This window comes from Kribbella sp. NPDC059898, from assembly GCF_042730855.1.
GTDB lineage: Bacteria > Actinomycetota > Actinomycetes > Propionibacteriales > Kribbellaceae > Kribbella.
Genome location: NZ_JBHWKR010000031.1, coordinates 14476 through 40553, shown reverse-complemented (window position 1 = coordinate 40553; position 26078 = coordinate 14476). Strand labels below are relative to the sequence as shown.

22 protein-coding genes are annotated in these 26078 nt (G+C 69.5%); 5 read left to right on the top strand and 17 right to left on the bottom strand.

The window, feature by feature from the left end:
• The first annotated feature begins 19 nt into the window (after positions 1-19).
• Positions 20-409 carry a nuclear transport factor 2 family protein gene (locus ACFV9C_RS44215; RefSeq protein ID WP_380204054.1) on the top strand — a complete coding sequence of 130 codons (390 nt, stop codon included), beginning with the start codon at positions 20-22 and terminating at the stop codon, positions 407-409.
• Here ACFV9C_RS44215 and ACFV9C_RS44210 read toward each other — a convergent pair.
• From ACFV9C_RS44210 to ACFV9C_RS44195, 4 genes are all read right to left on the bottom strand, one after another.
• Positions 406-1344, bottom strand: coding sequence for a glycoside hydrolase family 19 protein (locus ACFV9C_RS44210; RefSeq protein WP_380204052.1), 939 nt, complete (start codon positions 1342-1344; stop codon positions 406-408). The two genes, ACFV9C_RS44215 and ACFV9C_RS44210, sit on opposite strands and share 4 nt — an antisense overlap.
• A 93-nt stretch (positions 1345-1437) precedes the next feature.
• Positions 1438-3207 carry an aspartate--tRNA ligase gene (aspS, locus tag ACFV9C_RS44205; RefSeq protein WP_380204049.1) on the bottom strand — a complete coding sequence of 590 codons (1770 nt, stop codon included), beginning with the start codon at positions 3205-3207 and terminating at the stop codon, positions 1438-1440.
• Positions 3204-4532 carry a histidine--tRNA ligase gene (gene hisS / locus ACFV9C_RS44200; protein ID WP_380204047.1) on the bottom strand — a complete coding sequence of 443 codons (1329 nt, stop codon included), beginning with the start codon at positions 4530-4532 and terminating at the stop codon, positions 3204-3206. Before hisS ends, aspS begins: the two co-directional genes overlap by 4 nt.
• The gene (locus tag ACFV9C_RS44195; protein ID WP_380204045.1) at positions 4529-5218 is read right to left on the bottom strand and encodes an MBL fold metallo-hydrolase; all 690 of its coding nucleotides are present in this window, start codon (positions 5216-5218) and stop codon (positions 4529-4531) included. The genes hisS and ACFV9C_RS44195 overlap by 4 nt, the downstream gene beginning before the upstream one ends.
• Before the next feature lie 236 nt (positions 5219-5454).
• On the opposite strand from ACFV9C_RS44195, the gene ACFV9C_RS44190 reads away from it, so the two are divergent.
• Positions 5455-6681: a DUF349 domain-containing protein gene (locus tag ACFV9C_RS44190; protein ID WP_380204043.1), complete on the top strand. Its 1227-nt coding sequence runs from the start codon at positions 5455-5457 to the stop codon at positions 6679-6681.
• 40 nt (positions 6682-6721) lie between these two features.
• Here the strand turns inward: ACFV9C_RS44190 and ACFV9C_RS44185 are convergent, their stop codons facing one another.
• The gene (locus ACFV9C_RS44185) at positions 6722-10573 is read right to left on the bottom strand and encodes a hypothetical protein (RefSeq protein ID WP_380204041.1); all 3852 of its coding nucleotides are present in this window, start codon (positions 10571-10573) and stop codon (positions 6722-6724) included.
• Positions 10574-10701: 128 nt separating this feature from the next.
• Here ACFV9C_RS44185 and ACFV9C_RS44180 point away from each other — a divergent pair, with 128 nt between their 5' ends.
• Positions 10702-11565: a hypothetical protein gene (locus ACFV9C_RS44180; RefSeq protein WP_380204039.1), complete on the top strand. Its 864-nt coding sequence runs from the start codon at positions 10702-10704 to the stop codon at positions 11563-11565.
• Between the two features lie 126 nt (positions 11566-11691).
• Positions 11692-12921, top strand: coding sequence for an IS30 family transposase (locus tag ACFV9C_RS44175; RefSeq protein ID WP_380204037.1), 1230 nt, complete (start codon positions 11692-11694; stop codon positions 12919-12921).
• A gap of 52 nt (positions 12922-12973) precedes the next feature.
• Here the strand turns inward: ACFV9C_RS44175 and ACFV9C_RS44170 are convergent, their stop codons facing one another.
• From ACFV9C_RS44170 to ACFV9C_RS44160, 3 genes are all read right to left on the bottom strand, one after another.
• Entirely contained in the window at positions 12974-13498 is a 525-nt protein-coding gene (locus ACFV9C_RS44170) for a GrpB family protein (RefSeq protein ID WP_380204035.1), read from the bottom strand.
• Between the two features lie 66 nt (positions 13499-13564).
• A complete protein-coding gene (locus ACFV9C_RS44165) occupies positions 13565-14335 on the bottom strand; it encodes a hypothetical protein (RefSeq protein WP_380204033.1) in 771 nt (256 codons plus the stop codon).
• 1 nt (position 14336) lies between these two features.
• Entirely contained in the window at positions 14337-14921 is a 585-nt protein-coding gene (locus ACFV9C_RS44160; protein WP_380204031.1) for a papain-like cysteine protease family protein, read from the bottom strand.
• 176 nt (positions 14922-15097) lie between these two features.
• Here ACFV9C_RS44160 and ACFV9C_RS44155 point away from each other — a divergent pair, with 176 nt between their 5' ends.
• Positions 15098-16000, top strand: coding sequence for a hypothetical protein (locus tag ACFV9C_RS44155; protein ID WP_380204029.1), 903 nt, complete (start codon positions 15098-15100; stop codon positions 15998-16000).
• On the opposite strand, the gene ACFV9C_RS44150 is transcribed toward ACFV9C_RS44155, so the two are convergent.
• From ACFV9C_RS44150 to ruvC, 9 genes are all read right to left on the bottom strand, one after another.
• Positions 15997-16938 (bottom strand): hypothetical protein, encoded by a 942-nt coding sequence (locus ACFV9C_RS44150; RefSeq protein ID WP_380204027.1) that lies wholly within the window; start codon positions 16936-16938, stop codon positions 15997-15999. The genes ACFV9C_RS44155 and ACFV9C_RS44150 overlap by 4 nt on opposite strands.
• 41 nt (positions 16939-16979) lie before the next feature.
• Positions 16980-19343: a RelA/SpoT family protein gene (locus ACFV9C_RS44145; RefSeq protein WP_380204025.1), complete on the bottom strand. Its 2364-nt coding sequence runs from the start codon at positions 19341-19343 to the stop codon at positions 16980-16982.
• Positions 19344-19487: 144 nt separating this feature from the next.
• Positions 19488-20027 (bottom strand): adenine phosphoribosyltransferase, encoded by a 540-nt coding sequence (locus ACFV9C_RS44140; RefSeq protein WP_380204074.1) that lies wholly within the window; start codon positions 20025-20027, stop codon positions 19488-19490.
• Positions 20027-21214 (bottom strand): protein translocase subunit SecF, encoded by a 1188-nt coding sequence (gene secF / locus ACFV9C_RS44135; protein ID WP_380204023.1) that lies wholly within the window; start codon positions 21212-21214, stop codon positions 20027-20029. The genes ACFV9C_RS44140 and secF overlap by 1 nt, the downstream gene beginning before the upstream one ends.
• Positions 21214-22962 (bottom strand): protein translocase subunit SecD, encoded by a 1749-nt coding sequence (secD, locus tag ACFV9C_RS44130; protein ID WP_380204021.1) that lies wholly within the window; start codon positions 22960-22962, stop codon positions 21214-21216. Before secD ends, secF begins: the two co-directional genes overlap by 1 nt.
• A gap of 95 nt (positions 22963-23057) precedes the next feature.
• Positions 23058-23510 (bottom strand): preprotein translocase subunit YajC, encoded by a 453-nt coding sequence (gene yajC / locus ACFV9C_RS44125; protein ID WP_380204019.1) that lies wholly within the window; start codon positions 23508-23510, stop codon positions 23058-23060.
• 227 nt (positions 23511-23737) lie between these two features.
• A complete protein-coding gene (gene ruvB, locus ACFV9C_RS44120; RefSeq protein ID WP_380204017.1) occupies positions 23738-24790 on the bottom strand; it encodes a Holliday junction branch migration DNA helicase RuvB in 1053 nt (350 codons plus the stop codon).
• Between the two features lie 3 nt (positions 24791-24793).
• The gene (ruvA, locus tag ACFV9C_RS44115; RefSeq protein ID WP_380204015.1) at positions 24794-25396 is read right to left on the bottom strand and encodes a Holliday junction branch migration protein RuvA; all 603 of its coding nucleotides are present in this window, start codon (positions 25394-25396) and stop codon (positions 24794-24796) included.
• 22 nt (positions 25397-25418) lie between these two features.
• Positions 25419-26015, bottom strand: coding sequence for a crossover junction endodeoxyribonuclease RuvC (ruvC, locus tag ACFV9C_RS44110; protein ID WP_380204013.1), 597 nt, complete (start codon positions 26013-26015; stop codon positions 25419-25421).
• Positions 26016-26078: the final 63 nt, after the last annotated feature.

Below are 26078 nucleotides of genomic sequence, written 5' to 3'. Positions count from 1 at the left end.
CGGGATTACCTTGACACACATGTCAAAGATAATCCCGATCCGTACCGAGGCCGATCTCGTCGGCTACCTGACCAGGTATCCCGTCGAGGTGGCCTTCGGTGCCGAACCGCCCGAGGACGTGTTCGACCGCTACCACTGCGCGGACTTCCTGATGGTCAACGACGGGGTCTCGCTCGACCGGCAGCGCTTGATCGCCCACGTACGCCCGGCCCGCAAGCGCGCGACGGCCGTCGAGGTCGACGTTCACGACGCGGTCGTCGGCGAGGGCGTCGCGGCGGCGCGCTACACGCTCACCGCGACCATGCGCAAGGGCGGCCCGATCGTGACCGAGATCCGCGCCTTCAGCACCCTCGCCGACGACGGTCGACTGCTGCGCACCGAGCAGTTCACGGACATCGGTGAGCGCTAACCCAGCCCGCCGCCTTGCTTGGCGAGGGAGTCGAACTGGGTCCGGCTGAGCTTGCTGGTGTCACCCTTCAGCGCGGCCGGGCGGGTGCAGATGACGCCGGACGGGACCGAGCCGGTCAGGTACCGGAGCGCGTTCTTGAACGAGTCGCAGCGCCGCTGGTCCTCGGCGCCGGCCGGATACCCGATCGCGGCGTTCACCCGGCCCATGTCCAGGTTGTCGGCGTACGGATTGATGCTGCGGGCAACGGTCCAGTACCAGCGCGCGATCGGCGCGCTCCACTGCAGCGACAGCGCGAGGTCCGGGTTGCCGAGCAGATCGATGCCGAGGTACTGGCCGGCCGGGCCGTAGTTGAAGTCGCCGGTCAGCTGGATGTATCCGCGGCCGCCGTACAGCCGGGTGTCGCCGATCTCGCGGATGTTGTACTCCAGCCGCGACTCGTGCACCAGCGTCGCCAGGAAAGCGGCCTTCCGGTACGGCGTGTTGATCTGCGCGTCCTTCATCGCCTGATTGAGCGACGGCAGACCGGTCTCGACGATCGACGGGTTCGCGATCCGGGTGCCGAACATCGCCTGCACGTCGGCGAGCGTGATGTCGTCACCGGTCGGCGGCTCCGAGGTGCCGCACTCGGGGACACCGGGCAACTTGTCCTCCGGGACCGCGATGTACACGACCGTGACGTACCCGCCGAGCGCGGGTACGTGGGCCCACCACTCGCTGGTCCCGTCGGAGTTGCTGACCCGGTCGCCGTGCTTCTGGCAGTCGACGTCGATCGACGTCGGGCCACCGAGCGTGCGGACCACGGCGGAGGACAGATAGGCGTCGGCACGGACGTTGACGCCGCTGCCGTACGTCTGGAAACCGGTCGCGTGCGCCGGGACGACCGCGGCGACGCTGAGACCGAGACCTGCAAGGAGAGAAACAAGAAGACGACGCATGAGCACTCCTGGGGCGAGGAGGGGGCGGACGTCGTGAAAACCTAACTAAGCGTCTTCACGACACCGCCAGTTTCCTCCCAAACCCCGGATTGCTCAACCCTTGTCGGGTTTCGCGTCCACCCCCGCTTCCTTGCGCTGCTCCGGCGTGATCGGGGCCGGGGCCGCGGTCAGCGGGTCGAAACCGCCGCCGGACTTCGGGAACGCGATCACGTCCCGGATCGACTCGGTCCCGGCCAGCAGGGCGGTGATCCGGTCCCAGCCGAACGCGATCCCGCCGTGCGGCGGCGCGCCGAACTTGAACGCGTCGAGCAGGAACCCGAACTTCTCCGAGGCCTCCTCGTCGGTCAGGCCCATCACCTTGAACACCCGCTTCTGCACGTCCTCGCGATGGATACGGATCGAGCCGCCGCCGATTTCGTTGCCGTTGCAGACGATGTCGTACGCGTACGCCAGCGCCGAGCCCGGGTCGGTGTCGAACGTCTCCAGCGAGTCCGGCTTCGGCGACGTGAACGCGTGGTGGACGGCGGTCCAGGCGCCGGACCCGACCGCGACGTCACCGGCGGCGGTCGCCTCGTCGGCCGGCTCGAACAGCGGCGCGTCGACGACCCACACGAACGACCAGGCCGACTCGTCGATCAGACCGCCGCGGCGGCCGATCTCCAGCCGGGCCGCGCCGAGCAGCGCCCGCGACGACTTCACCGGACCCGCGGCGAAGAAGATGCAGTCGCCCGGCTTCGCGCCGACGTGGTCGGCGATCCCCGCGCGCTCCTCGTCGGACAGGTTCTTCGCGACCGGACCGGCCAGCTCGCCGTCCTGACCGACCAGCACGTACGCGAGACCCTTGGCGCCGCGCTGCTTGGCCCACTCCTGCCACGCGTCCAGCTGCTTGCGCGGCTGGTCGGCGCCACCTGGCATCACGACGGCACCGACGTACGGCGCCTGGAACACCCGGAACGGCGTGTTCTTGAAGTACTCCGTGCACTCGACGAGCTCGAGGCCCATCCGCAGATCCGGCTTGTCGGAGCCGAACCGCGCCATCGCCTCGCCGTACGTCATCCGCGGGATCGGCGTCTGCACGTCGTACCCGACCAGCTTCCAGAGCGCGGCCAGGATCTCCTCGGCGAGCGCGATGACGTCGTCCTGGTCGACGAAGCTCATCTCGATGTCGAGCTGGGTGAACTCGGGCTGCCGGTCGGCGCGGAAGTCCTCGTCGCGGTAGCAGCGGGCGATCTGGTAGTACCGCTCCATCCCGGCCACCATCAGGAGCTGCTTGAACAGCTGCGGCGACTGCGGCAGCGCGTACCACGAACCCGGCTGCAGGCGGGCCGGCACCAGGAAGTCGCGCGCACCTTCGGGCGTCGACTTGGTCAGCGTCGGCGTCTCGATCTCGACGAAGTCATGGTCGGCCAGCACGGCGCGGGCGGCCTGGTTCACCTTGCTGCGCAGGCGGATCGCCGTACCGGGGCCCTGGCGGCGCAGGTCGAGGTACCGGTACTTGAGCCGGATCTCCTCGTTCACCGGGGTCGCGTGGTGCTCCTCGACCGGGAACGGCAGCGGGGCCGCCTCGTTCAGCACCTCGACCTCGGTGGCGATCACCTCGATCTCGCCGGTCGGCAGGTTCGGGTTCGCGTTGCCCTCGGGCCGCGGCGACACCTCGCCGACGATCTTCAGGCAGTACTCAGACCGCAGGCCGTGCGCGGCCTCCTCGTCCCGGATGACGACCTGGACCGTGCCGGACGAGTCGCGCAGGTCGATGAACGCCACGCCGCCGTGATCGCGCCGCCGCGCCACCCAGCCCGCGAGAATCACGGTCTCGCCGGCGTCGGCTGCGCGCAGCGAACCTGCGGAACGGTTACGGATCACGACTTCTCCTCTTCGATGATGCTTGGACGTAGATCTTCGACCGGCGGGGCCCAGGCGGCGGCATCGGCCGGCACCTGCTCGCCGCTCCGGATGTCCTTCACTTCGGGCCCGTTCTCGGTACTGAACCAGACGAACGGAATCCCCCGCCGATCCGCGAACTTGATCTGCTTCCCGAACTTGGCCGCGGCCGGCGCCACCTCAACAGCAATCCCCCTGGCGCGCAGCGCGATGGCCGTCCGCATAGCCTCCGCCCTGTCTTCTTCAGAGTTCAGGGCAATCAGCACAGCAGTCGGAGTACGCCGATTCGCACTCAGCAGGCCCTTGGAGATCAACCGGTGCACCAACCGCGACACCCCGATCGAGATACCGACCCCGGGGTACGTCGTCTTCCCGTCCGACGCGAGCGAGTCGTACCGCCCGCCGGAGCAGATCGACCCGTACCCCTCGTCCCCGATCAGCTGCGTCTCGTACACGGTCCCCGTGTAGTAGTCGAGCCCACGCGCGATCTTCAGGTCCGCCACCAGCAACCCAGGGGCGTGCTCGTTCGCCGCGGTCATGATCTGCGACAGCCGCTCGAGCCCCTCGTCCAGGATCTCGTGTTGCACCCCGAGCGCCCGCACCTGATCCGCGAACGACGCGTCGGTGCTGGAGATCTCCGCCAGCCGGAGCACCTGCTTCGCGGTCTCGGGCGACAGGCCCGCGGCGGTCAGCAGCTCGGTCACCTTGTCCGGACCGATCTTGTCCAGCTTGTCGACGATCCGGAGCGTGCCGACGATGTCCTCGATCCCGAGGCCGCGGTAGAAGCCCTCGGGGATCTGCCGGGTGTTCACCTGGATCCGGAACGGCGGGATCGGCAGCTTGCGGAACGCGTCCGCGATCACCAGCGGCAGCTCGACCTCGTAGTGGAACGGCAGCTCGCCGCTGTCGATGATGTCGATGTCGGCCTGGGTGAACTCGCGGTACCGGCCCTCCTGCGGGCGCTCGCCGCGCCACACCTTCTGGATCTGGTAGCGCCGGAACGGGAACACCAGCTTGCCGCTGTGCTCCAGCACGTACCGCGCGAACGGCACGGTCAGGTCGAAGTGCAGCCCGAGCGCCGCGTCCTCGTCGGCGTTCGCCGCCAGCCGCCGTACGCCGTAGATCTCCTTGTCGGCGTCCTCGCCCTGGTTGGACAGCCGCTCGACCGGCTCCACCGCACGGGTCTCGATCGACGCGAAACCGTGCAGCTCGAACGTCTCCCGGATGGTGTCGAGGAACCGCAGCTCGACGATCCGGTCCGACGGCAGAAATTCGGGGAACCCGCTGAGTGGGGTCACCTTGCTCATAAGTTCGGTATCTCCAGGTCCTGCAAGTAGGGGTTGGTCGCCTTCTCCCGGCCGATCGTGGTCTGGCCACCATGACCCGGCAGGACGACGATCTCGTCGCGCATCGGCAGGATCTTGGTGGCCAAGGTATGCAGCATCGCCGGATGGTCGCCGCCTGGCAGATCCGTCCGGCCGATCGACCCGGCGAACAACACGTCACCGGAGAACAGCACCGCGGGCACCTCTTCGGGCCCGTCGTACGGCGTCGTGAACGTGACCGAACCGCGGGTGTGCCCCGGGGTGTGGTCGACGGTGAAGTTCAGGCCGGCGAGCTCCAGCGACTGACCGTCCTTCAGCTCGGCCACGTCGTCGGGCTCGGCGAACTCGTGCGCGCCGCCCAGCAGCATCCGGGCGGTCTCCGGGCTGACACCGGCCATCGGGTCGGCGAGCAGGTGCCGGTCGTCCGGGTGGATCCAGGCGGTCGCGTCGTACGTGCCGCAGACCGGGAGCACCGAGAACATGTGGTCGATGTGACCGTGCGTGAGCAGCACCGCGACCGGCTTCAGCCTGTTCTCCCGGACCACCTGCTCGACTCCCGCGGCGGCGTCCATGCCGGGGTCGACGACGATGCATTCCGCGCCCTGGCCGGTGGCGACGACGTAGCAGTTCGTACCCCACGCACCCGCGGGGAACCCGGCGATGAGCACGACAGACCTTCCTGGAACGGGGTTCGGGACCCACCAAGGCTACCGGTCGGGACGTACCGAGATCGAACCGGATTGTGATCCAACCCCGTTGCGCCTGAGCTGGGAGTTTGTGATTGTTCAGGGATAGCGTCGAGAAGGCACCTCGACGCGCCCGGGCAGGGCCTGGTGACGCGGTTGGACCGGGGACTGGCCAGAATGGGCACGAGCGCAGTGCATACCGCCGGAAGGGGCGAGTTGTGGCCGGAGAGAACTGGGGCCGGGTAGCCGAGGACGGAACGGTCTTCGTACGGACGAAGGACGGGGAACGGGCGGTCGGCCAGTGGCCGGACGCGAACCCGGAGGAGGCGCTCGCCTTCTACACCCGACGGTACGACGCGCTGGCCTTCGAGGTCGAGCTGCTGGAGCAGCGGGTCCAGGCCGGCACCGTCTCACCGGACGACGCGCGCGCCGCGGTCAAGAAGGTGGTCAGCGCGCTCGAGGACGCGCAGGCGGTCGGCGACCTGGACGGACTGCGGGCCCGGCTCGACGCGCTCACCCCGCTCGTCGCCCAGCAGCGCGAACGCCGCAAGGCCGAGCGCGCGGCGAAGGTCGAGGAGGCGCGGTCCGCGAAGACCAAGATCGCCACCGAGGCCGAGACGATCGCGGCCGGCACCGACTGGCGGCACGGCGTCACCCGGCTCCGCGAGCTGCTCGACGAGTGGAAGGCCCTCCCCCGGCTGGACAAGTCGTCCGACGACGAGCTGTGGCACCGGTTCTCCTCGGCGCGGACGACGTACACCCGGCACCGCAAGCAGCACTTCGCCGAGCTGTCCTCCAAGCGGGACGAGGCCGCGCAGGTGAAGGAGCGGCTGGCCGCGGAGGCCGAGTCGCTCGCGTCGTCCGCCGAGTGGGGCCCGACGTCCGGCCGGTTCCGGGACCTCATGCGGCAGTGGAAGGCCGCCGGCCCGGCGCCGCGCGAGGTCGACGACAAGCTCTGGGCGCGCTTCCGGGCCGCGCAGGACCTGTTCTTCGGCGCGCGGGACGCCGTCCAGGCCGAGGAGAACGCCGAGCAGGTGGAGAACCTCAAGGCCAAGGAAGCACTGCTGGTCGAGATCGAGGGCATCCTGCCGGTCGAGGACGCGCGGACCGCCCGCGAGCAGCTCCGCGACTACCTGGACCGCTGGGACCAGCTCGGCAAGGTCCCGCGGGACTCGATGCGCGCGATCGACAGCCGGCTGCGCGCGGTCGAGCAGGCCGTGAAGTCCGCCGAGGACGAGGTCTGGAACCGCAGCAACCCGGAGGCCCGGGCCCGCGCCGAGGCGACCGTCAAGCAGCTCCAGTCGCTGATCGCCGACCTGGAGAAGCAGGCCGCCAAGTTCGAGTCGCAGGGCAACACCCGCAAGGCCACCGAGGCCCGGGAGGCCATCGCGGCCCGCCGCGAATGGCTCACCCAGGCCCAGAACGCGATGAACGAGTTCAGCTGACGGGCGCGGGCCTCGCGGTCCCGCACCCGCCAGCTGGTCGTCACGGCCCGAAGAAGGCCATCGTCCGGCCGATCAGGTCGGCCTTGGCCGCGGCGTCGCCGTACGCCTCCAGCGGGAACGCCAGGAACACGACCTTGTACGTGCCCGAGTAGGACAGCGCGTCGGCGTTCGTCGCGTCGTCGGTGAAGGCCGGCTGGGCGCCGCCGTTCGGGGTGATCTCGTCCTCGAACGTCGCGTTCAGCACCGAGTGATCCAGTGGCACCGCGCCGATCCCGTCCGTCACCGGATTGCCGGGTACGCCGTGCACCGCCGCCGTCGCCTTGTCGTTCTGGTTCTCCGTGCCGTCCCAGGTGATGTGCAGGTAGTCGTGGACGAACGCCGTCGTACCGGCCGCCTGGTCCAGGATGTCCTGCCCGGACATCAGCAGCCGCCCACCGCCGTCGAGGAACGACTTCAGCTTGGACTCGTACGGCGTGACCGGCGCCGGGTAGCTGTTGCCCGTGAACCACACGACGTTCTTGTGCGCGTTCAGGTACCCCTGCGGCAGGTCGCTGTCGGTATTGAGATCCCAGGTGTCGAACGTGACGCCCTTCGCGGTCAGCGCCGCCGCATAGGCAGGCTGCACGTCCGGTACGTTGTTGTCGTCGTCCACCAGCAGAGTGTCGTTGGTGACCGCGAGCGTCTTCACCGTCGCGGACCCCGACGCACTCGTACTGCCGACCGAGGTCGCCACCAGTGTCGCCGTGTTGGCCCCGGTCGCCCCAGCCGGCACCGAGACCTTGACGCAGACACCGGTCGTCGCACCCGGCGCGATCGCCGGAGTCGTGGTGAGCGGCGTCGTACAGCTCGCGTCGAGGAACGCCACCGGATCGGTCCCACCGGTGCTCGACATCGTGAAGCTGTCGGTGGTGTACCCGAGGTTCTTCACCGTCACCGGGTAGGTGACGCTCGACCCCGGACGCGCCCCGTCGGTCTGCGTGGCCGGCGTGACACCGGCGGCGTACGCCGGTGCGATCGGCGTCGTCACCGGCGAACCGGTGGTGAACGGGCCTTGCGCGGAGGTCACCCGGACGCCGTCGTCCACGATCGAGCTGAGCTTCTTCGCGTTCGCGATCCGTACGCCGAGGTGCACGGTCACGCTCTTGCCCGTCGGGATCGTCAGGTTCGACCAGGTCGCGACCCCGTCGACGTTCGTACCGCCGTTGTCAGCGTCGAGGAACGACGTGTTCGCCGGGATCGGATCGGTGATCTGTACGCCGGTCGCGTCGGTGTTGCCGGTGTTCTGCACGGTCAGCGTGTAGTCGAGCCGGCTCCCCGGTCCGACCGGTACGCCGGCGTCCGTCTGGCTCAGGCGCAACGCCGGAACGGCCGTCGTGTCGAACGTCCGGAACGCGCCGCGCCCGTGGGTCCCGGCCGCGAGGACGCGATGCGACGCGTCGAGGTTCAGCTGCCAGATCGAGACGTCCGGCATCCCGGAGCCCAGCGGCGCCCAGTGCACGCCGCCGTCGTGCGTCACGAACGCGCCGACGTCGGTTCCGGCGTACAGGGTGTTCGCGTACGCCGGGTCGGCGATGATCGAGTTGACCGGGCTGTCGGGCAGGTCGGAGCTGACGTCCTTCCAGGTCGCGCCGCCGTCCGTGGTCTTGTACACGTGGCCCGGCCGGGACGGGGTCGCCCGGTTGAAGCCGGCGTACGCGAGATAGGCGATCCGGTAGTTGCTCGGGTCGACCGCGATCTGCGTGATCGGCCGCTTCGGCAACGCGCCCCGGTCGACGCGGGTCCACGACGGCGTGTCCGACACCTGTGCGTTGGTGCTCAGGTACACGAGCCCTTCCTCGGAGCCGGTGTAGACCGCGTCGCCGCCGCCGACGCCGATCGCCGAGATGTAGCAACCACGCCCGCCGTTCGGCGCCGCGCCCGTACAGCCGCTGGTCAGGTCCGGGCTGATCGGCTTCCAGCGCACGTCACCCGCGGACGGCGCCTTCGCGTTGTCGGTGCGGTACAGCCGGTACGTGCCGAGGAACAGCTGGTCGGTCTTCCGCTGGTTCTGCACCCACGGCACGTAGAACTCGGCCCGGTCCTTCGGGTCGATACCGGTCGCGATGGTCTGGTTCGAGAAGAACTGCGCGCCGCCGTCGGTGTAGCGGAACGGCGAGATCCCGAAGTACGAACCGAAGACGTAGTTGGGATCGTTCGGGTCGACCAGGACCTGGCCGCCGTCGCCGCTGGCCACGTCGAACCAGGTGTTCGACGCCGTCGACTTGCGCTCGGTGCCGTTGTCCTGCAGACCGCCCCAGACCCGCGCCGGTACGGTCGGCACGTTCGCGATCGAGGTGAACTGGCCGAGCTGCAGACCGGTGCGGTGCGTGACCGCCGCGGTGTTCGGATCCACGCCACCGTTGAGGTTCTGCCACGTCACCGCGTTCAGCGGATCGGTGGCGTTCGGCCGGCCGCCGCGGTCCGCGCTGTACCAGACGCCGCCGTCGTTGCCGATCAGCACGTGCGCCGGGTTCGCCGGGTCGAGCGCGACCGCGTGGAAGTCCGGGTGCAGGTCCCAGCCGAGGTTCTTCCAGGTCTGCCCGCCGTCGTCGGAGCGGAACACGCCGCCGGAGCCGATCGCGTAGTTGAACTGCCCGGCCACGTAGACGATGTTCGGGTTCGCCGGATCGGCGACCACCACATTGTCGTACGTGCACTGCTCGGCGCAGTAGTCCTCGACGTTGTCGGCCCCGGAACCGGCCGGCAACATCGTCCAACCAGCGCCTTCGTTCGTGGACTTGAAGATCCTGGACGGCTGGTCGTTCCAGTTGAAGCCCGCATACAGTACGGCGCCCTGCCCGGCCGGATGCGACAGGCCGAGCGCGAACCGCGTCTGCGTGCCCGCGTAGTCGGCGGCCGGCAAACCGGTCATGATCGGCGCCCAGTGCGCGCCGGCGTCGGTGCTCTTGTAGATCGCGTCGCCCCAGAACGAGCTGTAGAGCACGTTCGGGTTCTGCGGGTCGATCTTCAGGTCGGTGGCGCCGTTCAGCTCGGACTTCGCGCCCTTGAGCAGCGTCCACGTCGTACCGCCGTCCTTCGACTCCCAGACGCCGTACGCCGAATGCGCGGGCGGCGTCGTACGACGGGCACCTCCGCGGCCGCGGAGGATCGCGGCGTACAGGTGGTTGGCGTTGGTCGGGTCAACGGCCAGCGCCGACGTGGACACGCCCGCGAAGAAGTCGCCCGAGACCTGCGCCCAGTGCTGGCCGCCGTCGGTGGACTTCAGGATGCCGTTGCCGAAGTAGCTGTCGCCGGACAGCGCGCCCTCACCGGTCCCGGCGTACACGATCGCATCGTTCGTCGGGGCGACCGCGAGCGCGCCGATCGCCAACGACGGCAGGCCGTCCGTCTTCGGCGACCACGTGCCGGACGCCGGGTCGTACAGCCAGATGCCGCCCTGCGCGCCGCCGAGGATGAACTGCCCGGTGTTCGGCCGGATCGCGAGCGCGCCGATCCGCCCGGACATCGCGGTGAAGATCGGCGTACTGCGGGTCACCTGGACGATCGGGTCCGGACCGACACCGGTCCACGGCCCGGTGAACGTCGCGGGGCCTGGGCTCGGCGTACCGTTCTTCCGCAGGTCCGCCGCCGCATGCGCCGCGGCCGCGCGCAACGCACCGGCCTGCTGGTTGTCGAGCTGCTGGTCGCCCGCCGTACGGCGACTCATGAAATACAGGTCCCGCTGCAGCAGAACCTGCTCGTTCTCCTCGCTGAGCCGCGGCGGCGACGTACCCGCCTTCAGCGTCGGAGTGTCGTCCGCGACCGCACCACCGGCCGCTCCCGACGGCGCCATCACCAGCGCCGCAATCAGTACCGCCGACCCGATCCCCGCTACCGAACGCCGACCGCTCATCCCGTACGCCCCTTAGTCCCCCGAGCGCGACTTGTTGGCTCCTGCAACTACTCCACTCGCCGCCCCCACTGTCAACCCCCTGTGGACAACTCCGAACCCCCGCAAGGGATTTCAGTCATCCTGGACCGATGCTCCCCGCCGACCTCCCCTACTACTGGAACGGCCTCCCCTTCCGAGCCCACCAGGTAGGCCGCAAACTCCAATGGCTACTGGGACTCGGTGAAATCCGACCGGTGCTGAAGGACGTGTACGTCGACGTCCGCGTTCCAGACTCGCCGCAGCTGCGAGCCGACGCGCTGCGTCTGCTGACGCCACCCGACGCGGTGGTGTGCGGCGCAGCCGCCGCGTGGCTGCACGGGCTCGACACGACCGCGCTCGGGCCCGCGGAGCTGGTGGAAGCGCAGTGGACGCGCAACGCGCGCGACGAGGTCGAGCTGTTCGGCGTGCGCGTCACCAACCCGATCGCGACAGCCGTCGAGCTCGCCATGCGACTCCATCGCCCGTTCGCACTGTCCGCCGTGGATGCGCTGCTGAGGACCGGCAAAGCCGACTTGTTCGCCCTCCGGGCGGCGTCAGCCGCGTACGAACAGCATCCCGGCTACCGCCAGGGCCAGGACATCCTCCGCTGGGCCGACCGCCGCGCAGCGTCCCCAGCCGAGTCCTGGCTCCGCCTCCGACTCATCGACGCCGGCTTCGGCCGCCCCGAACCGCAGGTTCGCGTCGAGGGATACGGCCGCACCTACTGGCTCGATCTCGGCTACCCCGACCGGCCGGTCGACGGCCGCCGCCTCGGCCTGGAGTACGACAGCGACGCGTGGCACTCCTCCACCAAACAGCAACTGAAAGACGAAACCCGCCGCACCGAACTCGACGCCCTCGGCTGGCACATCATCCCCATCCGCCGCCCCGACCTCTGGGGCCGCTACCCAGCCCTCGAACTAGCCGTAGGCAGCTTCCTCTGCCAACAACCCCGCCTACCCCGCCGCTGGTAGCGCCCAGCACGACCGCCGAGTCGTGCCGTTTGGCTGCCACGCCGTTCGCCGAGTCGTGGGAAATGGCCGCAATATCTCGCTTGGGTTCAGGGGGTGGTTGCAACACCTGGACTTGGAGGTGTTGTGATGGCTGAGGCTGGTCGTCCGTTGTTGCCGCGTGAGTTGCAGCGTGCGTTTTGGTTGCGGGTGCGGTCGGGGTTGAGTTACGAGGATGCGGGCCGGGTGGTGGGTGTGGCGCCCAGGACCGTGGTGCGGTGGGTGCGCCAGGGTGGCGGTATGCCGGTGGTTGAGCTGGGTGTTGTGTCGGGGCGGTACTTGAGTCTGGCCGAGCGGGAGGAGATCGCGATCGGGCTGGCCGAGCGCTGCAGTATCCGGGAGATCGCGCGGCGGTTGGGCCGGTCGGCGTCGACGGTCAGCCGCGAGATCAAACGCAACAGCGCGACCCGGTTGTACCGGTCCCGTCCCGATCGTGACGGTCGTGCGGTGCCGTTGTATCGGGCGAGTTTGGCGCAGTCGAACGCCGACAAGGCCGCGCGACGGCCCAAGCCTGCCAGACTGGCGCTGCAGGACCGGTTGCGGTGGCGGGTGCAGGCCGGGCTGCGGCTGCGCTGGAGCCCGGAGCAGATCGCCCGCCGGCTGCGCCAGGACTTCCCCGACACACCGGAGATGTGGGTGTCACACGAAACGATCTACCAGTCCCTGTACGTGCAGGGACGCGGCGCGCTGCGCCGCGAGCTGACCCGCTGCCTGCGCACCGGCCGCGCGGTCCGGGTCCCGCAACGACGCCCCGACCAGCGCCAGTCACGGATCCCCGGCATGGTGACGATCTCCGAACGCCCCGCCGAAGCCACCGACCGCGCGGTGCCCGGGCACTGGGAAGGCGATCTCATCCTTGGCACCGGCAACCGCTCCGCGATCGGCACCCTGGTCGAACGCAGCACCCGCTACGTCCTGCTCCTCCATCTCCCAGGCCAGCACACCGCCGACCAGATCCAAGCCGCCATGCTCGCCACGATCACCACCCTGCCCCAGCACCTGTGGCGCTCACTGACCTGGGACCAGGGCCTCGAGATGGCCCGCCACAGCGAGATCACCCTCGCCACCGGCCTGCCGATCTACTTCTGCGACCCCCACAGCCCCTGGCAACGCGGCACGAACGAGAACACCAACGGCCTGCTGCGCCAGTACTTCCCCAAAGGCACCGACCTGTCCACCCACACCGCCGAACACCTCACCCACGTCGCCATCCAACTCAACGGCCGACCCCGCAAAACACTCAACTGGCAAACCCCCGCCGAAGCCCTCAACCAGCTACTCTCGACCCCATACCCAACCCGTGTTGCAACGACCCCTTGAAATCGCCTCGATCAAGCCAGCCATCTTTCACGACTCGGCGGCACGCTGAGGCTCACGCGGGGCTCGGGTAGGTGGGGGCTTTGATTTGGCCGTAGTGGGCTAGGTCGGGGACTGATTGGGCGAGGCGTTGTTTGAAGGTGCCCCAGGCTTCTCGGGCTTCTCGGTCGGCGCGGAGGTAGTCGCGGAAGAGGAGGGCGAAGCGGGTGTTGGGGGTGTGGGGGCGGCGGAGGTGGATGTTGGTGGGGCGGTCGCCGATGGGTGGGGCGAAGACGAGTTTGTCGCAGGTTTCGCCGAAGGAGACCTCGGTGCGGTTCCAGGGCTCGGGGCGGCAGCGGAAGCCGGCGGATTCCATCAGGTCGATCAGGTCCGGTGCGAGGTCCGCGACCCGGACCTGGGCGTCGATGCAGTTCTTCGCGGGGAGGCCGGGGACGGAGGTCGAGCCGATGTGGTCGATCGTGAGGGCCCGGGGGCCGAGCGCAGCCTCAATGCGCTCTGCGAGGGTGGTGAACTCCCCCGGCCACGCCGGGTCGTAGGCGACGACGGTGACGCCGGCGCCCAGCTCGTCCGGGAAAGGCATTCCGTCATCGTCGCAGCCGCCCGGTTCACCGCGTCGAGGGGCCTGATGCGGTGAACCGGGCGGAGATCAGCGGACCTTCGGTGAACGACGGCGTACGACGAGCAGCACCCCACCCGCCAGCACGCCGCCCGCCAGCACTCCGCCGCCCAGCGCGATCGGGATGACCGGGCTGTGGCCGTCCGCGGCCACGGAGTCCTGGTAACCGGCGTCGTAGCCACCAGCGACGCCCTGGTCGTTGTACTTCGACCCTGGCAGCTTGTCGGAGTACCGGTGCGAGACCAGGTCGTTGTACGCCGCGATCCCGATCGGCTTCGAGCCGATCGACTTCACCGCGGACGAGTTCAACGGCCGTACCTCGGTCGCCGTCAACGCGTACCACGCGCCGAGTTGCGGCTCGGTGAAGACCGTCGCGCCGTGTGCGGCGGCCACCATCCTGGACTCGGTGTTGCCAGAAGCAACGTTCACTGCCTGCCACGTGCCGTGATCGTCCGGCGTCGTGTAAACCGTTGCCGGACGACCACCCGCGGACGCGCTCGTCGCCGCGTACCAGAACGTGGCCACCGGCGCCGACGCGTCCCGCACGAAGGCAGGATTCAGCGCGTAGATCGGATGCGTGTCCTGGGCAACCGTCGCCCCCGCTTTCGCCGTACCACCGGCCTTTCCGAGCAGACTCAGCGCGGTCGCGGACCGCGCCGCACTAGTTGCCTTGGACAACTCACCGGGCGCCACCGGCTGCGGACCGGCCGCCCCGGCCAGGCCTGCCGAGGCGAAGGCCAGACCGAGACCGGCGGCGAGTACGGCGGCGCAGCGGAGCAGGGCGTTCTTCGGGCGGCGCATGTCAGGCTCCGATCCGGTACAGGGAGTGGGTCCAGGTGAACTGCGAGTTGGACCTGTACCAGCTGTACGTCGAGGAGTTGTAGCGCTGGTCGTCCGGCCACGGGTCGTAGTACTCGATCGTCGAGTTCGAGGAGTCGTAGCCGATGATGTCCATCATGTGGCCGCCGCCCGAGGTCCAGCCGATCCGGGTCATCACCGGGCGGCCGGCCGCGATCTCGGACACCAGCGTGCTGAACCCGAGGGTCCCGGAGACGTAGCTGCCGGTGCTGATCCCGATCGACCGGAACGCGTTCTGGTCGTTGCCGAGGGTGGCCTGGTTGTTCGGGCAGGTGCCGTTCATCGAGTAGCCGAACGCGAGGTTGCAGAACTGGTTCTGGCTGTAGGTGTAGCCGTAGAACGTGGCGATGCTGTTACCGCTCGCAGCCCAGCACCAGTTCGACTTCTGCTGGGACTGGCCGGTGACGTTCAGGTAGTAGCTGGACGGGGCGGCGGCGGTGGCCGGCGGTGCGGACGGTGCCAGCACGGCCAGCCCGAGGATCGTGGCCAGAAGCAACGACCAGGAGCGGCTGGGGCGGAGCCTGCGCATGGTTCCTCCTTCGCGAGGGACTGGGGCGGAGTCCATCGTCAGGAGGCGGCCGCGGTGCGGCAAGCGTTCGGCGAACGCCCGTACGGCGGTGTGAACGGCACCCTCGCGTGAACGGTGGGTGACCGCCCAGTGCCGGACGGTGGTGTGAACGTTTACACTTCCGGCAGGGAGGGCCCATGGTGACATCCGTCCAAGCATCGGTCCCTGCAGTGACACCGGAGGCGTCGTTCGCGGACGCGCTCCGGCAGGCGATCGCCCGCCGCGGCCTGGCCCTGAACCGGATCCGCACGCATCTCGCGGACCGCGGTCTGCAGGTCGGCGTGGCCACGCTCAGCACCTGGCAGAGCGGGCGCCGCGTCCCGCGGGAGGACTCGCTGGCGACCGTGACGGCGCTGGAGGAGCTCCTGGAGGTCCCGCCGGGCTGGCTGACCGTACGCATCCCGCCGCCCCGCACCGAGCCGGACACCCAGCCGTACGCCGTCGTGGACTACGCGGAGACGCTGACCCGGCTGCTCGACCGCCTCCGCCGGGACGCCCACGGCCGCTCCCGGAACGTCACGGTGCTCGAAGAGGTCCACGTCGACGCGGAGCGGAGCGCCCGGACCCGGCGGGTGTGCCAGAGCGTGGTCGCCGTACAGCCGGTGGATCGGCTGATCATCGCGCACCAGGGCGAGCCCGGATGCGACGCCGAACGGCTCGCACTCCGCGCGCTGAGCGGGTGCCGCACCGGCCGGATCGCCCGCTCCGCCGAGGCGGGGGCGCTGCTCGGCGAACTGCTGCTCGACCGGGTGCTCGCGGTCGGCGAGACCGCCGTCGTACGGTACGAGGTCGAGGACCGCAACAGGCTGCCGTCGACGGACTACCAGCGGTTCAGCGAATGGGGCGGGACGCACTACGTGCTCGAGGTGCAGTTCGACCGGGCCGCGCTGCCGGTCCGCGTGTACGAGATCCGCCGCGGGCACACGCTCGGGCCCAACCTCGTTCACCGCGAGCTGATGCTCACCCCCGACGGCCGCGTCCACACGATCGAACCGTCCGCGGCACCAGGCACCGTCGGCATTGCCTGGGAGTGGGACTAACTGCTGAAGCCGGCGTGGACGTGGTCGTGGTGCGTGTTGTCGGAGAAGAACGCCGCACCCGACAGTTGGTAGGGGCCGCCAACGTTGTACGAGCCGAGAGATTCGGCGGCCCGCATGTACGACGTGACGAGTGCGCGCGGCGTCGACGGTGAAACGACCGCCCGGCCGTCGATCTGCCAGGTGTCGAAGGCGCGACCCTTCGGGTGGTCGCTCGGCCGGGTGGTGCCGAACACGTCGATCGGGTGCCCGGAGCGGATCACGCTGATGCCGATCCGGTACGTCGTCGCCAGCTCGAGCATCGTCGTCAGCACGCTGTCGTGCACCTGCCCGGACCGGATGTCCGCGGCCGATGCGGGCGGCAACGTGATCTGCCCGCTCGTCAGCACCTTGCGCGCGGCCGCCGACAGGTTGCTCACGGGCGCGCCAGGCTGGGCGGGATGGGTCGCGGTCACCCGCCACGTTCCCTGGGACGACTTGGTCAGTCGTACGTCGACCGTCGTACCGCCGGTGATCAGCCGGTTCGCGCGGATCGAGTACACCCGGCACGGCACCAGCACGCTGGCGGAGTCGCTCAGGATCCCGCCGTACTGCGCGTCGATCACGTCCACCACTGCCTGCGTCTCGGTCGGCTGCAGCAGCTTCACCACCGCCGCGACAGCAAGCCGTTTGACCTCGGGATCGATCTCACCCGGCCCCGGCACCCACGACCGGACCGCCGGCAGCGCAACCGTCGGGGAGGCGGAGGCGGAGGCGGTCGGGGTCGTAGCCGCGGGCGGAGTGGTCGACGGCGGAGTGGTGGACGGCGGAGTGGTGGACGGCGGAGTGGTAGACGGCGGGGCGCTGGACGAGGGCGACGGGCTCGGCTGGTTCTGCGTCGACGACGCGCTACAACCAGCCAGCAGCCCGGCACCCGCGATCAGAAACACCCGACGCCTCATAACCGCAGTGTCCCCGCCCCCACAAACACGGCAGGCAGCAACTACTGCGTCACGCGGTAGACGTCGAACACACCCTCGACCGACCGCACGGCCTTCAACACGTGCCCAAGGTGCGTCGGATCACCCATCTCGAACGTGAACCGCGACTTCGCGATCCGGTCCCGCGTCGTCGTCAACGCCGCCGACAAGATGTTCACGTGGTAGTCCGACAGCACCCGAGTGATGTCCGACAGCAACCGGGCCCGGTCCAACGCCTCGACCTGGATCGCGACCAGGAACACCGACTGCGCCGTCGGCGCCCACTCGACCTCGACGATCCGCTCGGGCTGGGTCTTCAGGTTCTCCACGTTCGCGCAGTCGGAGCGGTGCACCGAGACGCCGGCGCCGCGGGTGATCCAGCCGATGATCTCGTCGCCCGGGACCGGCGTACAGCACCGTGCCAGCTTGGACAGCACGTCGGTCGCGCCCTTGACGATCACACCAGCGTCGCCACGGGCCGTCCGCTTGCGCCGCTCGCGGCTCGCGGGCAGCCGGACGCCCTCGGACAGGTCCTCGGCCGCGCCTTCCTCCCCGCCGTACGTCTCGATCAGACGCCGTACGACGGCCTGTGCGCTCACGTGCTGCTCGCCGACGGCGGCATACAGCCCGGTGACGTCCGGATACCGCAGCGAGTTGGCGACCGCGGTCAGGGTCTCGTGGGACAGCAGGCGCTGCAGCGGCAGGCCTTCCTTGCGGAGCTGCTTCGCGATCGCGTCCTTGCCCTGCTCGATCGCCTCGTCGCGGCGCTCCTTGGAGAACCAGTGCTTGATCTTGTTCCGCGCACGCGGGCTCTTGACGAACGTCAGCCAGTCGCGCGACGGCCCGGCGCCCTGTGCCTTCGAGGTGAAGACCTCGACGACGTCGCCGTTCTCGAGCGTGCTCTCCAGCGGCACCAGCCGGCCGTTGACCCGGGCACCGATACAGCGGTGCCCGACCTCGGTGTGCACGGCGTACGCGAAGTCGACCGGCGACGACCCGACCGGCAGCGACATCACGTCACCGCGCGGCGTGAACACGTAGACCTCGGCGTTGTTGATCTCGAACCGCAGCGAGTCCAGGAACTCCGACGGGTCCGACGTCTCGCGCTGCCAGTCGACGAGCTGCCGCACCCAGGGCATGTCGTTCGGGCCGCCGATCTCGGCGCTCGGCGTGGCCGGCACCGCGGAGCTCGGGTCCTCCTTGTACTTCCAGTGCGCGGCGATGCCGTACTCCGCGCGCCGGTGCATCGAGAACGACCGGATCTGCAGCTCCACCGGCTTGCCCTGCGGGCCGATCACCGTGGTGTGCAGCGACTGGTACATGTTGAACTTCGGCATCGCGATGTAGTCCTTGAACCGGCCGGGGACCGGGTTCCAGCGCGCGTGCATGATGCCGAGGGCGGCGTAGCAGTCCCGGACCGAGTCGACCAGGACCCGGATGCCGACCAGGTCGTAGATGTCGCCGAACTCGCGGCCGCGGACGATCATCTTCTGGTAGATCGAGTAGTAGTGCTTCGGCCGGCCGGTGACGGTGGCCTTCACCTTGGCCGAGCGCAGGTCCTCGTGCACCTGGTCGATCACGGTCGCCAGATACTCGTCGCGGGACGGCGCGCGCTCGGCGACGAGCCGGACGATCTCGTCGTACACCTTCGGGTGCAGGGTCGAGAACGCCAGGTCCTCGAGCTCCCACTTGATCGTGTTCATACCGAGCCGGTGCGCCAGTGGGGCGTAGATCTCCAGCGTCTCGCGGGCGATCCGCTCCTGCTTCTCCTGGCGCAGCGAGCCGAGCGTGCGCATGTTGTGCAGCCGGTCGGACAGCTTGATCACCAGCACCCGGATGTCCTTGGACATCGCGACGACCATCTTGCGGATCGTCTCGGCCTGCGCGGACTCGCCGTACCGCACCTTGTCGAGCTTGGTGACGCCGTCGACGAGCATCGCGATCTCTTCGCCGAAGTCCCGGGTCAGATCCTCGACCGTGTACGGCGTGTCCTCGACGGTGTCGTGCAGCAGCGCGGCGCAGAGCGTGGTCGCGGTCATACCGAGCTCGGCGAGGATGGTCGCGACCGCGAGCGGATGCGTGATGTACGCGTCGCCGGACTTCCGCATCTGGCCGGTGTGGTACTTCTCCGCGGTCCGGTAGGCGCGCTCGATCATCGCGAGGTCGGCCTTCGGGTGGGTCGCGCGGACCACCCGGAACAGCGGCTCGAGCATCGGCGCCCGGTTCGGGTGCCGGGTCCCGCCGAGGCGGGCGAGCCGGGCACGCACCCGGGCGGGCGCGATCCGCGGCGGCTGGGTGGCAGGCGGCGGTGACGCCGGAGCCGGACGCACCGGTGACGGCGCGCGCGGAGGCTCCTGCGGTACGGCGTTCGGTACCGCAGATGTCATCGCCGGGTCTTCGCCCACGTTTGTGTCCCTCCGCTGACAGGCCACCAGTCTAGAGGCCTTCGTCCAGCCAGGCAGAACCGCCTGTGGACAACACGCCGGGTCACCCGACGGCTGCGGAGAGTGTATCGGTTCCTACACCGTCACCTATACCGTCAGCAGTGCGCTGACCTGCTCGCCCTCGAGCCGCTTGCGGCCCGGCAGGAACGACAGCTCCAGCAGTACGGCAGTACCGACGACCTCCGCGCCGCAACGGCGGATCAGCCGCAGGCACGCCTCGACGGTCCCGCCGGTCGCCAGGACGTCGTCGATGACCAGCACCCGGTCCCCCGGCGCGAACGCGTCCTGATGCACCTCGATGGTCGCCTCGCCGTACTCCAGCGCGTACGACTCCTCGTACGTCGCGGCCGGCAGCTTGCCCTTCTTCCGGACCGGGACGAACCCGGCGCCGAGGGCGAGCGCGACCGGGGCGGCGAGGATGAACCCGCGCGCCTCGATCCCGACCACCTTGTCGACCACCGGGTTGCCGTCGTCGTCGGTGCCGGCCGCGGCCAGCGCCTCCACCACCTGGCCGAAACCGGTGTGGTCGGCCAGCAGCGGGGTGATGTCCTTGAACACCACCCCCGGCTGCGGGTAGTCCGGGATGTCGCGGATCCCGTCCGCGAGCACCTGCTCCAGTGAGCGCATCACTTACCGCGCTTCGAGCGCGGCTTGCGGGTCGGCTGCGGGCGCCCGGCGGCCGCCGCCTTCATCGGCCGCGTCGACGCCGCCGGTGCCGAACCGGTCGCCCGGTCCGCCTTCCGCGGCGTGTCCTGGACGACCGAACGCGCCGCCGACTCCGCCGGCGCACCGGCGGTGGCCGGCTCGGCCGGAGCGGCCCCAGCCTTGGCGACCTGCGCCTTCTTCGCCGCGACCCGCTTGTTCAGCGCCTGCATCGCGGGCTCGCGCTCCTTGAAGACCGCAAGCAGCGACGGGGCAATGAAGATCGACGAGTACGCACCGACCGCGATACCGACGAACAGCGCCAGCGACAGGTCCTTCAGCGGTCCGGTGCCGAGCACCACGGTGCCGACGACCAGGATCGCGCCGACCGGCAGCAGTGCGGTGACCGTGGTGTTGATCGACCGGACCACGGTCTGGTTGACCGCCAGGTTGGTCGCGTCCGAGTAGGTGAGCCGGTTCGACCCGGTGATGCCCCGGGTGTTCTCGCGGATCTTGTCGTACACGACGACCGTGTCGTACAGCGAGTAACCGAGGATCGTCAGGACGCCGATCACCGTCGCCGGCGTGACGTCGAAGCCGATCAGCGCGTACAGCCCGACCGTGATCGTGACATCGTGCACCAGCGCGATGATTGCCGCCATCGACGCCTTCGCCTCGCGGAAGTACAGCCAGATCACCGCGAACACCAGGACCAGGAACACGACCAGCGCCAGGATCGCCTTGTCGGCGATCTGCTGGCCCCAGGACGCACCGATCTGCTGGGACGTCACCTGGTCGGCCGGAACCGCCGCCTGCTTGGCGATCGCCTCCCGGACCCGGCCGATGTCGGCCTGCTCCAGCGGCTTGGTCTGGACCCGGACCTTGGCATTGTTGATCGTGGTGACCACCGGGTCGCCGAGCCCCTTGGCGTTGGTCGCCTTCACGGCGTCGCCGAAGTCCTGCACGGTGCTGCTGGTGACCTTGACCTTGGCCTCGTACTCGACGCCGCCGCGGAACTCGATGCCGAGCGCCAGGCCGCGGGCGAACAGGCCGCCCAGCGAGATCAGCACCAGCACGGCCGACAGGGTGAACCAGAACTTGCGATGCCCGATGAAGTCGTAGGAGACCTCACCGCGGTGCAGCTTGGCACCGATCTGTCCGAGCTTCGACATCAGACCTCCCCTCCGACCGGCTTGCGCGTCGACGGCGTCCGGCGCGGCCGGGCCGACGGTTTCGTCTGTCCGGGCAGGCGTTCGACGCCGAGATGCTCCGGATCCAGGCCGGACAGCTTGTGGCCGTGGCCGAAGAAGTCGGTCCGGGCCAGCAGCGTGACGAGCGGCTTCGTGAACATGAAGACGACGACCAGGTCGATCAGCGTGGTCAGGCCGAGCGTGAAGGCGAAGCCGCGGACGCTGCCGATCGCGAGGACGTACAGCACGATCGCGGCCAGCAGCGAGATCGAGTCGGCGGCGATGATCGTGTGCTTGGCCCGTGCCCAGCCGGTCTCCACCGACGAGCGCAGACTTCGGCCCTCACGCACTTCGTCGCGTAGTCGTTCGAAGTAGATGATGAACGAGTCCGCGGTGATACCGACCGCGACGATCAGACCCGCGATCCCGGCGAGGCTCAGGGTGAACCCGATCGCCTTGCCGAGCAGGATCACCAGTGTTCCGGTGAGTACGCCGGCCGCGACCAGCGAGAAGACCACGACCAGACCGAGGCCGCGGTAGTACAGGAAGCAGAACACGACCACCAGCGCGAGACCGGCGATACCGGCCCAGATACCGGCCGAGAGTTGGTCACCACCAAGCTGCGGCGAGACCGTGTCCACCGAGGAGATCTCGAACTTGACCGGCAGCGAGCCGTACTTCAGCACGTTCGCCAGGTCGCGGGCGTCGGCCTCGGTGAAGGTACCGGTGATCTGCGCCTGACCGCCCGGGATCGGGTTGTCGACGCTCGGGGTGGAGATGGTGACGCCGTCCAGCACGATCGCGAACAGGTTGTTGCCCTGGCCGCGCTGCGAGATCGCCGTGGTGGCCTTGAGGAACTTGTCGCCGCCCGAGCCGGTGAACTTCAGGTTGACCTGCCACTGCAGACCGTTCTGCGGGATGCCGGCGGAGGCGTCCGACAGGTCGGTGCCGGCCATGATCGCCGGGCCAAGCAGGTACTTGTTCTGGTTGGTCTTGTCGCAGGAGAACAGCGGCTGCTTCGGGTCGTTCGTCTGGCTGTCGCCGCACTTGAACGTCGCGAACTTCGCCTGCGTCGCGGCGTCCGGCTGGTACTTCAGCGGGTCACTGCTCGCGGCCGGGGTCGACGGCGTCGCGGACGGCGTACTGCTCGCTTTCGGCGTACTGCTCGCCTTCGGAGTCGGGGTCGGGGTCGGGGTGGCCTGACCCAGGGCGCTCGACCAGGCGCGGCCCTTCGGCGTACTCGTCGGCTTGATCGTCGCGCTGGGCGTCACCTTGGTGCTCGGCTTCGGCGTCGCGCTCGGCGTGGTGCCCGGCTTCGGCGTCGTCGTCGGAGTCGGCGTGGGCACCGGCGCAAGGGACTGCGCGTTGTACACGATCCGGAAGTACAGCAGGGCGGTCTGGCCGACCTGCGACACCAGCGATTCCTTCGTGGCACCGGGTACGGCGACGTTGATGATGTTGGACCCGGAGGTGGTGATGTCAGCCTCGGCGACACCGGCGCCGTTGACCCGCTGGCTGATGATGTTCTTCGCCTCGTTCAGCTGGTCGGCGGCGACCTTGCCGCTGCCGTCCAGGGTGCTGGCGGTCAGCGTGATCGTGGTGCCGCCGCGCAGGTCCAGACCGAGTTTGGGCTTCCAGGTCTTGGTCAGCGCCATGATCCCGAACAACAGAACCACGATCACCAGCAAGGCGATCAGGCTCCGCCCGGGGCGGGAAGTCGAAGTTGCCACGTCAGATTCAACCTTTGTGCTTCCGGGCGCGCCGTACCGTCACTGGATGTTTCACAGGACGCCGCACGACGCGCCGCAGGCCGTTGGGACGGAAATCAGTTCTCGGTGTGCGTCGGCGGCAGCTTCGGCGCGTCCTGCACCTTGCCGTCGGCCTTCTCACCACCGGCGTCCGGTACGTCGACCTTCTCCGGGGTGGTCGCCTCGTCCGTCGCGTCGGTGTCGTCGTCCGCGGCAGCGGCCGGCTCGTCGGCGGCGTCCTCCGGGATCACCCGGCCGACCGCGGCCTTCACGACCTGCACCAGCACGCCCTCGGAGATCTCCAGCGTGACGTAGTCGTCATCGGTCTCCTCGACGATGCCGACGAGGCCGCTGGTGGTGATCACCTTCGTGCCGGGCTGCAGCTGGGCGACGGTGTCGGCCTGACGCTGGCGCTGCTTCTTCTGCGTGCGGCTCATGAACCAGATCATTCCGACGATCAGGATCAGCGGCAGCAGCAGCGTGAGGCCACCGCCCCCGGAGGAGGCCATCGGTACGGCGAGGAGTTGCATCGGGTCTCAGAATCCTTCGTCGGTCGGGGTGTACGGGCGTCCGGCACGCTCTGCAGGAGCGCGCAGGCCGCAGCGGAACGGCCTGGAGGTCAGGCCACCGGGGAGTCTAACCCTGAGCGTCAACAACCGCCGCATGACGCCGGGTCACGTTTGAGTTACTCACTACGGAGTGTCTACGTTCCGGCGCCGTCGGTGGTTCCCGGCTGTTCAGTTGGAGGCCGAACTCCTCAGTCCTCGTCGGTGTCGAAGAGCGTGTCCGCGAAGGTCGCGCCCTTCGGGACCTTCAGCCCGAGGTGCCGCCAGGCGGCGGGCGTCGCGACGCGGCCGCGCGGCGTCCGGGCCAGGTAGCCCGATCGGACCAGGAAAGGTTCCGCTACTTCCTCCACGGTCTCACGTTCTTCGCCGACCGCAACCGCCAGCGTGGAAAGACCGACCGGTCCGCCCCCGAACCGGCGGCAGAGCGCGTCCAGCACGGAGCGGTCGAGCCGGTCCAGCCCCATCTTGTCGACCTCGTACAGGTCGAGCGCGGCCTTCGACAGCGCGAGCGTGACGATCCCGTCCGCGCGGACCTCGGCGTAGTCGCGGACCCGGCGGAGCAGCCGGTTCGCGATCCGCGGCGTACCGCGGGACCTGGACGCGATCTCGGTGGCGCCTTCCGGGGTGATGTCGACCTCGAGCAGGTCGGCCGAGCGGTTCACGATCTTCTCCAGCTCGGCGGCCTCGTAGAACTCCAGGTGGCCGGTGAAGCCGAACCGGTCCCGCAGCGGCCCGGGCAGCAGGCCGGCCCGGGTGGTGGCGCCGACCAGCGTGAACGGCGGGATCTCCAGCGGGATCGCGGTCGCGCCCGGTCCCTTGCCGACGATCACGTCGACCCGGAAGTCCTCCATCGCCATGTACAGCAGCTCTTCCGCGGGCCGCGACATCCGGTGGATCTCGTCCAGGAACAGGACTTCGCCCTCGCCCAGCCCGGACAGGATCGCGGCCAGGTCGCCCGCATGCTGGATCGCCGGGCCGCTGGTGACGCGCAGCGGCGCGGACATCTCGCTGGCGATGATCATCGCCAGCGTGGTCTTTCCCAGCCCTGGCGGGCCGGACAGCAGCACGTGGTCAGGCGTGCGATTGCGCCCGCGGGCCGCGTGCAGCACGAGCTCGAGCTGCTCGCTGACCCGCCGCTGACCGCCGAACTCGGCCAGCGACCGCGGCCGGAGCGCCGACTCGATCTTGCGTTCCTCCAGGTCCACCGCGTCCGCGGAGACCAATGGGCGCACGTTGTCGTCCATCGGCTACGCCTTCGACAGCACGCGCAGCGCGGCACGCAGCAGGTCGGGAACCGACGGGTTCGGATTGTCGGCGGCGAGCGGCGACACCGCGGTGACGGCGTCCTCGGCGTCGCGGGCGGACCAGCCGAGGCCGACCAGACCGGCCTGCACCTGCTCGCGCCACGCCTCGCGCACCTGCAGCGGCCGGCCCGTCACGGTCCTCGACGGCGCACCGATCTTGTCCTTCAGCTCCAGCACGATCCGCTGCGCGCCCTTCTTGCCGATCCCCGGGACCTTCACCAGTACGGCGAGGTCCTCGGTCGCGACGGCCTGCCGCAGCTGGTCCGGGCTCAGCACCGCGAGCGCGGCCTGGGCGAGCCTCGGGCCGACGCCCGACGCGGTCTGGAGCAGCTCGAACAGGTTCTTCGCGTCGTCGTCGGCGAACCCGTACAGCGTCAGCGAGTCCTCGCGTACGACCATCGAGGTCGCGATCCGGGCCTCCTGCCCCGGCCGCAGCCCCGCCAGCGTGCCGGGGTCGCAGTACACCTGCAGGCCCACGCCGCCGACCTCGACCACGGCGCTGTCGATCCCGACAGCCGCCACCGGTCCACGTACAAAGGCGATCATCGCCAACCTCCCGTTTCCGTGCTCACCGCTTGCCCTGCTGGGCCGCCACCGCGGCCCGCAACCGCGCCATCTGCAGCCGGGACTGCGCCTGCGCGGCCGCTTCGAGGTTCGCCCGGCTGGTGGCCGCCTGCTGCAGCTTGCTCGCCACCCCGCCGCGCCAGACCTGACAGATCGCCAGCGCCAGCGCGTCGGCGGCGTCGGCCGGCGTCGGACGCTCGCTGAGCTTGAGGATCCGGGTCACCATCGTGGTCACCTGCTCCTTGTCCGCGCGCCCGGATCCGGTGACCGCGGCCTTCACCTCGCTCGGCGTGTGCAGCGCGACCGGCAGCCCGCGCCGGGCGGCCACCACCATCGCGATCCCGGAAGCCTGCGCGGTGCCCATCACGGTCCGCACGTTGTGCTGCGCGAACACTCGCTCGACCGCGACCGCGTCCGGCTGGTACCGCCCGATCCACTCGTCCAGCTCGGCCTCGATCCGGACCAGCCGCTTGGCCACGTCCAGGTCGGCAGGGGTCCGGATCACCCCGACGGCGACCATCGACGGAGGCTTCCCCGGCGTACCCTCGACGACGCCTAGGCCGCACCGGGTCAGTCCCGGGTCGACGCCGAGCACCCGCATGGACCACCTCCGAACGTTTGTTCGACAACCCTAGTCGGAGGCGTCCGGACTCCCGAAATCGAC

What these genes read in the sequence shown, in the direction of transcription:
- ruvA (WP_380204015.1), bottom strand. Translation starts at nt 25,396, where the DNA reads ATGATCGCCTTTGTACGTGGACCGGTGGCGGCTGTCGGGATCGACAGC.
- ACFV9C_RS44140 (WP_380204074.1), bottom strand. Translation starts at nt 20,027, where the DNA reads ATGCGCTCACTGGAGCAGGTGCTCGCGGACGGGATCCGCGACATCCCG.
- yajC (WP_380204019.1), bottom strand. Translation starts at nt 23,510, where the DNA reads ATGCAACTCCTCGCCGTACCGATGGCCTCCTCCGGGGGCGGTGGCCTC.
- secF (WP_380204023.1), bottom strand. Translation starts at nt 21,214, where the DNA reads ATGTCGAAGCTCGGACAGATCGGTGCCAAGCTGCACCGCGGTGAGGTC.
- ACFV9C_RS44170 (WP_380204035.1), bottom strand. Translation starts at nt 13,498, where the DNA reads ATGCCTTTCCCGGACGAGCTGGGCGCCGGCGTCACCGTCGTCGCCTAC.
- ruvC (WP_380204013.1), bottom strand. Translation starts at nt 26,015, where the DNA reads ATGCGGGTGCTCGGCGTCGACCCGGGACTGACCCGGTGCGGCCTAGGC.
- ACFV9C_RS44185 (WP_380204041.1), bottom strand. Translation starts at nt 10,573, where the DNA reads ATGAGCGGTCGGCGTTCGGTAGCGGGGATCGGGTCGGCGGTACTGATT.
- ACFV9C_RS44160 (WP_380204031.1), bottom strand. Translation starts at nt 14,921, where the DNA reads ATGCGCAGGCTCCGCCCCAGCCGCTCCTGGTCGTTGCTTCTGGCCACG.
- hisS (WP_380204047.1), bottom strand. Translation starts at nt 4,532, where the DNA reads ATGAGCAAGGTGACCCCACTCAGCGGGTTCCCCGAATTTCTGCCGTCG.
- ACFV9C_RS44165 (WP_380204033.1), bottom strand. Translation starts at nt 14,335, where the DNA reads ATGCGCCGCCCGAAGAACGCCCTGCTCCGCTGCGCCGCCGTACTCGCC.
- ACFV9C_RS44150 (WP_380204027.1), bottom strand. Translation starts at nt 16,938, where the DNA reads ATGAGGCGTCGGGTGTTTCTGATCGCGGGTGCCGGGCTGCTGGCTGGT.
- ACFV9C_RS44215 (WP_380204054.1), top strand. Translation starts at nt 20, where the DNA reads ATGTCAAAGATAATCCCGATCCGTACCGAGGCCGATCTCGTCGGCTAC.
- ACFV9C_RS44175 (WP_380204037.1), top strand. Translation starts at nt 11,692, where the DNA reads ATGGCTGAGGCTGGTCGTCCGTTGTTGCCGCGTGAGTTGCAGCGTGCG.
- ACFV9C_RS44155 (WP_380204029.1), top strand. Translation starts at nt 15,098, where the DNA reads ATGGTGACATCCGTCCAAGCATCGGTCCCTGCAGTGACACCGGAGGCG.
- ruvB (WP_380204017.1), bottom strand. Translation starts at nt 24,790, where the DNA reads ATGGACGACAACGTGCGCCCATTGGTCTCCGCGGACGCGGTGGACCTG.
- ACFV9C_RS44210 (WP_380204052.1), bottom strand. Translation starts at nt 1,344, where the DNA reads ATGCGTCGTCTTCTTGTTTCTCTCCTTGCAGGTCTCGGTCTCAGCGTC.
- ACFV9C_RS44180 (WP_380204039.1), top strand. Translation starts at nt 10,702, where the DNA reads ATGCTCCCCGCCGACCTCCCCTACTACTGGAACGGCCTCCCCTTCCGA.
- ACFV9C_RS44145 (WP_380204025.1), bottom strand. Translation starts at nt 19,343, where the DNA reads ATGACATCTGCGGTACCGAACGCCGTACCGCAGGAGCCTCCGCGCGCG.